General features: G+C 34.3%; 12 protein-coding genes. 10 read left to right on the top strand and 2 right to left on the bottom strand.

Annotated features, from left to right (window positions below; all coding sequences use genetic code 11):
• The first annotated feature begins 555 nt into the window (after nucleotides 1-555).
• The 4 genes from J0J69_RS05280 to J0J69_RS05265 all read left to right on the top strand — a co-directional run bounded on the left by J0J69_RS05280 (nucleotide 556) and on the right by J0J69_RS05265 (nucleotide 4,277).
• A complete protein-coding gene (locus tag J0J69_RS05280) occupies nucleotides 556-1,491 on the top strand; it encodes a LysM peptidoglycan-binding domain-containing protein (protein WP_055276416.1) in 936 nt (311 codons plus the stop codon).
• Nucleotides 1,492-2,272: 781 nt separating this feature from the next.
• Complete coding sequence (locus J0J69_RS05275; RefSeq protein WP_343288202.1) at nucleotides 2,273-2,758, top strand: peptidylprolyl isomerase; 486 nt, start codon at nucleotides 2,273-2,275, stop codon at nucleotides 2,756-2,758.
• A 105-nt stretch (nucleotides 2,759-2,863) separates the two neighbouring features.
• Entirely contained in the window at nucleotides 2,864-3,421 is a 558-nt protein-coding gene (locus J0J69_RS05270; protein WP_055242537.1) for a PepSY domain-containing protein, read from the top strand.
• A 79-nt stretch (nucleotides 3,422-3,500) separates the two neighbouring features.
• Nucleotides 3,501-4,277: a hypothetical protein gene (locus J0J69_RS05265; RefSeq protein WP_055242536.1), complete on the top strand. Its 777-nt coding sequence runs from the start codon at nucleotides 3,501-3,503 to the stop codon at nucleotides 4,275-4,277.
• 533 nt (nucleotides 4,278-4,810) lie between these two features.
• On the opposite strand, the gene J0J69_RS05260 is transcribed toward J0J69_RS05265, so the two are convergent.
• A complete protein-coding gene (locus J0J69_RS05260; protein ID WP_212724783.1) occupies nucleotides 4,811-5,758 on the bottom strand; it encodes a pectinesterase family protein in 948 nt (315 codons plus the stop codon).
• A 172-nt stretch (nucleotides 5,759-5,930) separates the two neighbouring features.
• Between J0J69_RS05260 and J0J69_RS05255 the strand changes: the two genes are divergently transcribed.
• Nucleotides 5,931-6,410, top strand: a complete 480-nt coding sequence (locus tag J0J69_RS05255) for a hypothetical protein (RefSeq protein WP_055242534.1) — start codon at nucleotides 5,931-5,933, stop codon at nucleotides 6,408-6,410.
• On the opposite strand, the gene J0J69_RS05250 is transcribed toward J0J69_RS05255, so the two are convergent.
• Nucleotides 6,402-7,577: an MFS transporter gene (locus tag J0J69_RS05250; RefSeq protein ID WP_212724782.1), complete on the bottom strand. Its 1,176-nt coding sequence runs from the start codon at nucleotides 7,575-7,577 to the stop codon at nucleotides 6,402-6,404. The two genes, J0J69_RS05255 and J0J69_RS05250, sit on opposite strands and share 9 nt — an antisense overlap.
• A 224-nt stretch (nucleotides 7,578-7,801) precedes the next feature.
• Between J0J69_RS05250 and J0J69_RS05245 the strand changes: the two genes are divergently transcribed.
• The 5 genes from J0J69_RS05245 to tnpA all read left to right on the top strand — a co-directional run bounded on the left by J0J69_RS05245 (nucleotide 7,802) and on the right by tnpA (nucleotide 12,177).
• Complete coding sequence (locus J0J69_RS05245; protein WP_055242532.1) at nucleotides 7,802-8,605, top strand: hypothetical protein; 804 nt, start codon at nucleotides 7,802-7,804, stop codon at nucleotides 8,603-8,605.
• 112 nt (nucleotides 8,606-8,717) lie between these two features.
• Complete coding sequence (locus tag J0J69_RS05240; RefSeq protein WP_055242531.1) at nucleotides 8,718-9,752, top strand: aromatic acid exporter family protein; 1,035 nt, start codon at nucleotides 8,718-8,720, stop codon at nucleotides 9,750-9,752.
• A 194-nt stretch (nucleotides 9,753-9,946) separates the two neighbouring features.
• Nucleotides 9,947-11,119 carry a THUMP domain-containing class I SAM-dependent RNA methyltransferase gene (locus J0J69_RS05235; RefSeq protein ID WP_055242530.1) on the top strand — a complete coding sequence of 391 codons (1,173 nt, stop codon included), beginning with the start codon at nucleotides 9,947-9,949 and terminating at the stop codon, nucleotides 11,117-11,119.
• A 209-nt stretch (nucleotides 11,120-11,328) separates the two neighbouring features.
• Nucleotides 11,329-11,529, top strand: coding sequence for a cold-shock protein (locus tag J0J69_RS05230; RefSeq protein WP_212724781.1), 201 nt, complete (start codon nucleotides 11,329-11,331; stop codon nucleotides 11,527-11,529).
• 174 nt (nucleotides 11,530-11,703) lie between these two features.
• Nucleotides 11,704-12,177 carry an IS200/IS605 family transposase gene (gene tnpA / locus J0J69_RS05225; RefSeq protein WP_212724780.1) on the top strand — a complete coding sequence of 158 codons (474 nt, stop codon included), beginning with the start codon at nucleotides 11,704-11,706 and terminating at the stop codon, nucleotides 12,175-12,177.
• Nucleotides 12,178-12,230: the final 53 nt, after the last annotated feature.

Genomic DNA, 12,230 nt, shown 5'->3' with positions numbered 1-12,230 from the left:
TAAAAATGATAGGATACTGTAACAATCATCTGATGCTTACATCAACTAGCTTACCAATTTAAAGCGTAACTTATTGGATTTGAGAAGGTAGCACCGTTAAAAGAAAGGGTGTAAGGCTTACTGAAAAGTTCGTTACAAATTTATAGATATTACTTAGATGAAAACTTAGCTGGCATCATTACAATTGAAAAATTAGAGATTAACATTGATATTTATTAGATCATGGTTCATCCGGTTTACTTTAGACAATCTTTTTCAACACCATCACCGGCGTATATGGGAGGAAACGGAATTGCTTTTTAAATGATAAATTCAATAAAGAATCTTCCAACGATTTGATGCTCTATAAATAATGATTGTTGAATTACAAGTGATATAAAAATTAAAGAAGAATAAATGTTAATCAAACTAACGAAGGGTTATACTGAGCATTGAAATGTCGAGTGAACTTTATCTTCTTTTAAGGGAAAAAGCTCACTTCGCATAAGTTTGTTATATTCGTGAAAATCTCATCATATATTGTAAAGAGATAATGTAGAGAGGAGAATCAGACTTATGAAAATCCACATTGTACAGAGAAACGACACGTTTCAATCGATTGCGGAGAAATACAATGTCAGTGTTCAAGATTTGATTGGGATGAATACTCATATCAATCATTTAACTGGCCTTGTACCTGGATTAAAAGTCAAAGTTCCTTCACCTGCCCGAAAAGAAGAATCAAATGTCGCACAACACATTCAAAAATATTATCCGAATTTAGATACTAGCCCTATTGAACTTAAGACTGTTACAACAGTTGAACCTGAACCGGTTGTGGTGAAGCAAGAAGCACCTATTGTACAGCAAGTGCAACAAGTTGAACAGGTGCAACAAGTGCAGCAAGCTCAACCGGCACCTGTTCAACAGGTCCAACAGGCACAACAAGTGCAACAACCAACACCGACTCAAGTGACAAAGGTGAAAGAAGAAGCGATTCCAGTTCCGCTAAAACCTATCCAGACGGAGGTTCCGATACAACCGAATGATGGCGTAAAAGTTGGAATAGGAGGAGTTGCTGCTAGTGTTGAACAATATAACGTTTCGGTGAATCAAAAAAACTATCAACAATCTAATCAAACAACAGCTCAAACACAAACACAGGGAGTAGCTGCGCAACCTCTTCCTTATCCATTGCCTCTGACACCATCTATGCTTTATTCACCTTATAAACCAAGCTGTTCGTCAGGTCCAATGCCTTATCCGGCACCATATGCGAATCCTTATGCTGTTGGTCCATACGTTAACCCTTATCCAGTTTCTTATGGAACTCCATATGGGGCTGCCCCATATGGGATGAGAAGTCCACAAGATGAGCGTTTCTTTATCGGTGGATTTGGTTATCCATTCTTCGGTGGATGGGGATGGGGAGGCTACTATCCATATTATGGTGGATGGGGATGGGGAGGTTATCCTTCTTACGGTGGATGGTATCGAAACCCTTATCTATAACATCGTATTTCCTAAAAAGAAGATGTCTGACATCTTCTTTTTTTATTGAGACCTTAGATAGAAAAATAATAAGAGGTAAGGAATTTAAAAAGAGTGAATCATATAGTGACTGATATATAAGGTAAGACAATTATGTGTTGATTTCATGATGACATCTATATAAGTTGAGATAATTTTTCTTCACAGGAAATTTTTAAGCTCTATCAGTGGCGGATATATTTACTTCGTAAATGGTAGGTGACCCATTCCCTACCAATGGTAGATACATTTACTTCGTAAATGGTAGGTGACCCATTCCCTACCAATGGTAGATACATTTACTTCGTAAATGGTAGGTGACCCATTCCCTACCAATGGTAGATACATTTACTTCGTAAATGGTAGGTGACCCCTGGACTATAGGATGTGTTAGTACCCAAAGGGCATAAGAGACGAAACTGATGATAAAAATGTAAAAGGTATTGCTGGTTATATATAGATGTTGCTATCGTGGTTGATGAGAAGTGGTCATTAGAAATGAAAATAAGCTCTTCCTATTATAGAGGAGGTATGACGAGTCATTTCTTCAATCTTATCTCAAAAAATAGATGAAGCTTCACAATTAGTTTTTATTTTGCTACAATCAAAGTATTATAATAAAAAGGAGAATATGATGAAATTGAAATGGAGAAAACTTACATTAGTCTTGTTGCTTATGATGACACTGGTTGGATGTCAATCAAAACCAAAAGAATTAATTGCACCAGAGGTTGAAGTACCTGAAAACTTACCCCTTGTTACGATGGAAATTAAGGATTTCGGAACCATTCAAGCTGAACTATATCCGCATATTGCACCGAATACCGTGAATAACTTTATCTCATTAATTAATCAAGGGTTTTATAATGGACTAACTATTCACCGAATTGAAAAAGGATTTGTTTTACAAGGGGGCGATCCAAATGGAATTGGAACGGGTGGACCAGGTTATGCGATTGCTGGAGAATTCATCAATAATGGATTCCAAAATGATTTAAAACATACGGAAGGTGTGTTATCGATGGCTCGCACCAACCAACCAGATAGTGCAGGAAGTCAATTCTTTATTATGTTAGATGATGCACCTCATTTAGATGGTCATTATGCAGCCTTTGGGCGAGTCACATCTGGAATGGATGTTGCACATGATATTGAAGTAGCGGGAACAAGTAATGGACCAGTTGTGATTGAGTCAATGACAGTTAACACTTATGGAATTGAATATTCTGCACCAGACGTTATTCAATAAAATGGGTCCATTTTGGACTCATTTTTTTATCCAAAGATTGTTTTAAACCTCAAACAATGGTTCATACTAAAAAACGTTAGATTAGAAATCATGAGGTTAATAAACATGAAAAAATATAGACATTATTTATTAATTGGGGGAGCTCTTTTAGCATTAACGGCTTGTTCAAATACAAAGTCTTCAACCACGACTCAAACCCCAACTAATAATGGAACAGTTAATGAAACGGGTACTACGCAAGTTAAAGGCGGTGATATGCCAATTGAAGATATCTTAATTCAAGCTCGAAAATCCATTGGAAATGGAATTGTGACAAGTGTTGATTATGAGGTAGGTCACCCAAATTATTATGAAGTTGATATTTATGTTGAAAATCAGAAATATGAACTTCAATTTGATGCGCTAACTGGAGAAATTTTTAAACAAGAACAAACATCAGAAAATCCAACTATTTTAGATGGAGTGAATATTTCGATTGATGAAGCGATCTCAATTGCGGCTGCTCAATCAAATGGTGGGCTTGTTCATTCAATTCATTTACAACCAAAAGAAATTGGTGTTGTTTATGAAGCAACAGCCATTAAAAATAATAAAGAACAAAAAATTGAAATTAGTGCTACTGATGGAAAAGTGATTTCATTTGAAGAAGAAGTGAATGATTAATTTTAAGCAAAAGATGACATTTATCCTCCAATATGAACATATGATGAATTGAATAGGAGAATAGGGAGTAGGGAGATAAATGGATGATGTTAATCGTGCGTATCAAATTCTTGGGGTAACACCCACCATGTCACTAGAAGAAATAGAGGCAGTTTATGATGAACTACTAGAAAAATATGAACATCTTGCAGACGATAATATGTATTATAAAGAAAAGATAGCGGAGTGGACGGATGCTTTTGACTGTATCATTGACCACCGAATCGATATTACAGAACATCCTTCTTATCAAAATCATTCAGATCAAAGATGGTTATCTAGCCTTGTTGTCGTCAAATTAGTTTTTATCGTTATCATTGCCTGTATAGTGATTAAACAAATTGGGTGGTTAGAAACACCTAACCAATCGGTAAGTAATGGCTCAAGTATCTACGAGTTATCGAATAACTTTGAACTTTCTTTGTCTAAATTTAGCGAGTTTACTGATTGGGATTGGGGATATTATGAGGATGGCGACCAATGGACCATTATTTTAGCAATCGAAGTTTCAAAGGCTGATGAAGAGGGAGCGCTCATCAATGCCTATAATTTTCGATTAGAAGAAGACTGCCCTACAACATTAATCACAAAAGATATTTATTCAGATGAAGAGTTAAATCAAGTTCATTATTTAGGAGGCTATAGTGAGCTCGTACCACTTAATCAGAAGTTTGGCGTTGTTTTTAACGTAGCAGCTTTTGAACAAGGTGAAGAACGCATTCTTTACTATTATTATCCCGATGGAAGCAAGCACGAAGTGGGACGTCTAATTTTTGACGTCTTGAATAATAAAGAAGATCAGGGGATTTTTATCTAAATAAAAATAGACAAGTCTAAACTTGTCCATTTTTTTATGTTTTTATATAAGTCCCCATAAGTTTTTCACAACGTAAAAACTAAATCCCTTGCATTAGAGGATTAGGTTTCTTCTGGAAATTGCTAGGTTATCCATTTATTACCAATGATAGGTGATCCCTGGACTATAGGATGTCTTAGTATTAAAGTTTTTTGATAACTAAGATTGATTTTAGAAAGGTGAAATAAATTTCGGTTTGTATCTAGTTATTTTTGATAAAAAATAATTTCTTTAGAACTTATACAGGATAAAATATCGAATCGAATTATATGAGTACTATTGATTTTGTTCGTTTTCTAATTTTATTTAGGCTTAAGGTTCATAATTATTATTAATCAATACTTGAGCCCCACACAAAATCTTAAAGAGGAATATATCAAGCAATTAATTGATGATGTATCGTATCAACGCGGATATACCCGATTATTTAATAGTTTAGATCATTAATGGTTAATTTCCCTAGTTTGTGCGGTGATACTGTCATTCGTGAGACCTTAGTTTGGATCCCAATTTCCTAATACTTTTTCTTTTTTATAAAATACGGCTTCTTCGGGCGACAATTCTTTAGAGAAATTGACTCGTTGATGAGATTTCGCACCAGGACCAAAATTTTGAAATTCATAAAACTTAATAGAATCATGAGCATCGATTTTTCCCCAGTCATCCCATCCCGCTGCATGGATATGAGGACCTAAATAACAGTTTAAAAATGCCACATGTGCAAACCTTCGCCAAGGTCGTCCTAAAAAGACAGATCCTTTTGGGGCATTACTGACTAACTTACAGTGATTAAAGACATAACCGTAAGCTTCTTCTTTAGGTGTCGATGCGGCTGTCACATAACTAAATCCATCTAGGGCATTTGAAAAAATTATACAGTTCTCAAAATAAGCTGTTGCTCCACCAAAGATAAAATCAATATCTCCTCGTAAATAACATCGTTCGTAATAATGCCGACCGACTTTTCTTGGAAAATACTCACCAGGTCCAATAAAAGAGCCAGGAATAACTGGAGTAGATGGGAGTGGAGCCGTAAATAAAGTATCTTGATTTCCTAAAAAGCAGCAATCTTTAAAATGAATACAATCCCCATCAACATACAAGGCGATTGCTTGACCTACATCTTTCCCCTTTCCAGACTTGTTTTCAAACGTTAGGTTAGAAAATGTAAGGTGATTCCCATGAATAAACATCGTATAGCTTCTAAATGTTTGTAATAAAGTTCCATCTGCTAATACCTTTTTAGCATAATCATCAAATGTAATCACGGTACTTTCTGCATCTTCACCGATAAAGGTGACATGAGAATGATTCAGATACAGCTTTTCATGATAAACACCTCGTTTAATAAAAATAGTGGTAGGATCTTTTCCTTTTAATGAATCAATGGCGGCTTGAATTGATTGAAAGTCTCCACTACCATCTAACGCTACAATTAGCATTTAGTCATCCCTCTATTCTTTTTTAGTTTATTCGTTTATATTGTAGATATAAGATTAAAAAAGTTATGTCGAAGTATAGTTTATCGTTCAAGAAAAAAATAATAGAAAAACTGGATACTTTTAAATTGCTTTAAATAAACTAGAATAAGAGTGAAAAAAAGGGAGTGATAGGATGGAAATAAAAATTATGAGTCAACAAGAAGCTCAAAATTGGAGCTATGATCAATGGATGGGAGTTGCACTACTTATCTCAATTCTTGGAACTCATTCAAAGATCCCAACTTTTTATAAAAATCCTCGCATTATTGAAAAGATATCCCTAACATTTGATGATATTCAAACCGTTCAAGAGAATCATACTTTACTATCAGAGGAACACTGTTTACAAATTCGTGATTTTGTATTAGAGCATGCGGAAGAAGTAGAGTGTATTGTTATTCATTGCTATACTGGTGTTTCAAGAGCAGCAGCTATTGCCTTCGCGATTTGTCATCTATTAAACTTAGATGATACGTGGATTTGGGTATCGGAGCGTTATTATCCAAATAAATACTGTGTTCATAAATTAAATCGAGTTCTAAATCTAGGGCTGACCGAGCAAGATATTCAATCTCGTTATCAATATAAAGAAAAAAAACATCAGCTAAGCTGATGTTTTTTTCTCTCGACGATATTGTAAGATTAAGATAAGGCAAGCGATTAAAGCCATAACACTCCCAACTAAGAATGGAAGTTTACTACCAAAATCATATAAGAACCCAGCCATTAATGAACCAATGACCATTCCGACTGAACGCGCCGAGTTTTGAATCCCCATAATTTCTCCCGCATTATCTTTCGCATGCTTTGAAATCATACTTTGATAAATTGGCTGAGCAAGCGGCATTACAATAAAGAAAATAACTAAGAAGATTCCCATCACAATTAGATTTGAGCTATACGCCCAAATGAACAAAGATCCTCCGGTAAGGGCAATTACAACGATTAACGTTTTTAGCTCATCGTACTTCGCTGCTAAACGAGGATTAACCAAGAAATTAACTAAAACAGCACAAATTGGAACAATGCTTAAAATTAAACCATTTAATTGTGTTGGTAATTTTAAATCTGATTCAACGAAGTATCCAATAGTTGAATTATAAGACGTTGTTGTAATATTCATGAATGCTACTGTTAAAATAAGAGCACCCAATATAGATTTAAAATCAAGACTCGATTTTTTTAATTTTAAGTGATTTAATGCTAATACTGCTTTTCCTTCTTTTTTCTTTTCTAATGTTTCATTAGTCAAGAAGAACAAAGCAACGGTTATAGCAATACAGGCAGCAAATTGAACGATAAAGCTATATTTATAATTAGTGGCTCCAAGCCAACCTCCGATATTAGAACCAACGGCTGATCCCATCGCTGTCGTTGCAGCTAAGTAGGCTAATGATTTGGCACGATTTTCAGGTGATGACAAATCACTAATACACGCCATCACAACGGCAATATAACTCACACTTAAAACTCCACCTAGTACCCTGAAGGCTGAAATAAGAGCTGCACTTTGACTTAAACCAAAACCAAGTTGAGCTGTTCCGTATCCGAGAACACCAATCATTAAAAATCGTTTACGTCCTTTGTAATCAGATAGACTTCCCCAAATAGGTGAAAAGATATAACTCCCAATTGACATTAATGCAAAAAATAAACCAAACATATATGACGGTAATTCTAATTCATTAATTAAACGAGGTGTCACAGGATGTGCGAAATTGAAAACCGCCATAATTAAAAAGTTAAAAAATAAGAACTTTCTTAAAGACTTTTGTTTCATAAATCCTCCTTATAAAATTGTCACTAGTTATCATTATATAAAATTTAGCAGATAACTACAAACTTTAAAGTTTAAAAAGTCGAATGAAATTCCCTCATTCTTTATCATATCAATCCATTAAATGGCGTATGCTTCTAGTAACAGGCAAATGAACCGGATCAATACACAATCAAACATTTTTGAAAGGGGGAAGTTGCAAATCAAGCGATTTTGCAACGAGACAGATGGGCACAAAAAATAAAAGCTACTATCGCAACTGGTACCAACATTGGAAAGAAGAAGAACAAGAAAAACTAGAACAATCAATGAATGAAGTACGAGCATATCAACACAACATTGAGTCAACACAATATAAAGCAAATCATGATTTGAGTCGGCAATACGGGGGATACACCCAGTCTGTGCATCGGAAATCACAATCACCATACAGTGCCACACGCCGCAAATCGCAAATGGCAGACATCAATCTATCTAATCAAAATCAATTTTCAGATATCTTACGAGGTCTTCTTGTTGGGTTACCGCTCGTCGTTGTTTTACTGACTCTACTTTATGCAGGGGGTGTCATCCCGCAAGAAACTGTCAATCGCTTATTTGGTATGACGACTACAAGTCCAGTCACAGAATACATTGAACAATACGACGAACTTATGGTTTTACATAACAATATCAACAAAAGTTTATCTGAACATATTGGCGCTAACAATATTACACCAACCTATCTTCAAGAATTAAAATCACAGCAACAAAATATCATCAATAAAACACAAGAACTCCTTGCCAATAAAGATGAAAGTTTTAGTGAAATGGGACGCCTATTAAATCTTAAACTTATGAGTTTAGATCAGCTTATCAATCAAGTCACAAGTAGCGAAAGTGTGACAGAAGAAATCACTCAATCATACAATCAATTTGTTAGTGATCAAAATGAAGTTGCAAATCAAATTGTGCTTGCTTTAACAAGTTTATTAGATAACAACAACATTAAGTACACGAAACAAGTTAATGGAAGCATTCAAATTAAATAAAAAATCCATTCAATATTTTATTGAATGGATTTTTTATTGTTTTCACAAATTTGGGTAAAATATGTTAAAATGGTCATGCTATAACATAGAAACATACGCTTTGGAGGAATATATGAACCGTAGGATTAGTAAAACATTAGGCTTAAGTCAAGAAGCCTACTTATTTGACTCACCACTATATTTAACAAAGTCACTACTCGCTATCGCTACAGGATATATCATCGGAAAACAATTTCCAATTGCTCAGTTAGATATGATTTCAGTTTTACTTGGAGTCATGTACAATTTGGAACCATTGAATCGAACAGGTGTTCGTAGTGGTGTCAGTCAATTGATTGCCTCGACGATTGGTGCCGCAGCTACGGGAATCTTAGTGCTAGCATTTGGAGTTAATGTTTTTAGTATTAGTATTGGAATGGTTCTAACACTATACGTCTGCTTAAAAATTAACTGGCGTCTTGTTTCGCCCGTTGCCATCTTTACATCGATTTACATGACTCAATATATACAAGTGAATGAAGCGGGATTACCTAGCATATGGCTAACCTTTCGTTTACGCATCATCGCCCTTGGTTTAGGGGTATTAATTGCGTTATTTTATAACTATATATTTTCAAACCTATACTATCGTAAATTTGCTAAAAAGAGATTGCAATATGCCAATGAACAAGTCCTTAATGGCCTAATATATACAGCGAAAGTATTTCAACGAACATTACCACGTGGAAAAAGAGGCTATATTCAGCTATTCAGTCAACAAATGAATGATTTAGACTTAGTATATTCAAACATTGAGGCCCTTAAAACAGAATTTACTATATTGAAAAAAGAAGTCAAACTAAAAGAAGTGAATAAACTACAAGAAATTGCTGAACTTTACCGAGATATTAATCATTTAACGTATGACTTGAACTTTTTATTAGAATCGACACCAGATGTCGTATTAGATAAAGAGTTAGAACTTTCTTTAGAAGAAGTTATTGTCGTATTAGAATCGACAGATTATACGAATTCAATTGTTCCGCCTTTACATGACTTAAAAGTTGAAAAGCACTATCTTGATATAGGAAATCCATTTGCTGAACGTATTCATAAAATCTGTGAAAAAGTAAATCTAGTGGTAGAAAAATTACAACATCTTCAATAAGACATAAAAAGATAATTATTGCCACGTTTGACGATTAGTGATAAACTTAAAAATGGTATTTTAGGCCACCTTAAAAACAGAGTTTTGAGAGCTCTTGAAAATGGATAAAATAAAAGTGTATTGAACATAAATGTCATCTCAGTAACTATTCGTCCATGACGAATGGCTACTTTAAGATAAGGAGAAATAGAAATATGGATTATCAATTAATTGCAACGACCACATTTGGAATCGAAGCTGTTACAGCAAAAGAATTAAGACAACTAGGATATGAAGACTTAAAATTAGAAAATGGTAAAGTTCATTTCGAAGGAGACGAAATGGATATCGCAATTACTAATACATGGTTACGTACTGCTGATCGTGTCTTAATCAAAGTAGCAGAATTTGAAGCAACAACATTCGAAGACTTATTCAATCAAACAGAAGCGATTGATTGGAGTCAATATATCCCGGTGAACGGAAAAATGCACGTTGTTGGGAAATCAATTAAATCAACATTACATAGTGTACCAGATTGTCAGGCTATCGTTAAAAAAGCAGTTGTAAAAAGCATGCAACGTGCTTATAACCAAGATTGGTTCACAGAAGATGGACCAGTTTATAAAATTGAAGTAGCTTTATTAAAAGATGTAGTTACTTTAACAATTGATACAACAGGACCAGGATTACATAAACGTGGATACCGTGAATTTGCTGGTGAAGCACCATTAAAAGAAACATTAGCAGCTTCATTAATTTTATTATCTCGTTGGAAACCAGAACGTTTATTAGTTGACCCATTCTGTGGTTCAGGAACAATCTTAATCGAAGCGGCATTAATCGGAAACAACATTGCACCAGGATTAAATCGTAACTTCGTTTGTGAAGAGTGGCCTTCAATGGATAAAGAAATCTTTGAACAAGTACGTGACAGTGCACGTAAGGCAATCAAAAACAACTCATTACGCATGTTCGGATACGATATCGATCCTCAAGTTTTACGTACAGCGCGTCAAAATGCTGAAAAGGCAGGAGTAGCAAAATCAATTGAATTCCATCAATTAGATTTCCATAAATTCTCTTCAAACTATAAGTATGCCTACATGATTACAAATCCACCATATGGTGAGCGTATCGGAGAAGAAGATGAAGTCTTCAAATTAAACAAAAAATTAGGAATGATGAAACGTAAATTATCAACATGGGATTTTAATATCTTAACTTCATTCTCTAAATTTGAAAAAGCATTTGGTCGTGAAGCAGATAAAAACCGTAAATTATACAATGGACGTATCTTAACACGCTACTACCAATACTTTGATAATAATTTAAAACAAAAATATGGAGTAGTAATGGCTCAAACAGAGACAACAACAGAAGAATAATTTAAGAAGTGGCCCTTTGACGGTCACTTTTTAAATTTATACTAAAATAAAACTTTAAAAATATGTATATTAAGTTAAAAAAAGGCCATCATATAAGCGATAGTTCCATTACACTTAAAAGCATATCTAACCAAGTGAAGATTTTAAGATATCGATTTTAAATGACGGTAACTAGTTAATATGATTTATATTTTGGAGGTTTTTCAAATATGGCAATAGGAACAGTAAAATGGTTTAATGCTGACAAAGGTTACGGATTCATTACAGTAGATAATGGTGATGAAGTATTTGTACATTTCTCAGAAATTCAAGGAGAAGGATTTAAGACACTAGAAGAAGGACAAAAAGTAGAATTTGAAGTAACACAAGGTAATCGTGGTCCTCAAGCTTCAAATGTTCAAAAATTATAGAATAAAAAGAGTCGATCAACTATCGGCTCTTTTTTATTGTATAAATGAAAACCACCTGCTATGCAGGTGGTTCTAAAAAGCTTTTAGCGTGGTAATAAACATAAAAAAACCTCCTAATGTATAAGATAAAAAAGGTTTCCCGACCACTTTATCAATACATTAGGAGGTTTATCCATGAAGGACAACAACAGTTTAGCACATACGACTTGGAATTGTAAATACCATATTGTGTTTGCGCCGAAATATAGAAGACAAGCTATTTATGGAAAATATAAAGCAAGTATTGGACAAATCATTAGAGAACTCTGTCAAAGAAAAGGGGTAGAAATTATTGAAGCAAATGCATGTCGAGATCATATTCATATGTTAGTCAGTATTCCTCCAAAACTAAGTGTATCCGCATTTATGGGCTATTTAAAGGGAAAAAGTAGCTTAATGATTTTTGATAGACATGCGCATTTAAAGTATAGGTATGGGAATCGAAAATTTTGGTGTCGAGGATACTATGTAGATACAGTAGGAAGGAATAGAAAGAAGATAGAACAATACATCAGAGATCAACTTCGAGAAGATTATCTAGCAGATCAGCTAACCTTATTTGAAGAATATGATCCATTTACAGGACAAAAAAATCCAAAGAAAAAATAAGAGATCCTTTTAGGATCAGTGAGTAAAAGTGGTGCAGAAGGGAAACCGATTCA

The organism is Turicibacter bilis (assembly GCF_024499055.1).
GTDB lineage: Bacteria > Bacillota_I > Bacilli_A > MOL361 > Turicibacteraceae > Turicibacter > Turicibacter bilis.
The sequence above is the reverse complement of the archived record's forward strand: the minus strand, read 5'-3'. Positions and strand labels throughout refer to the sequence as shown.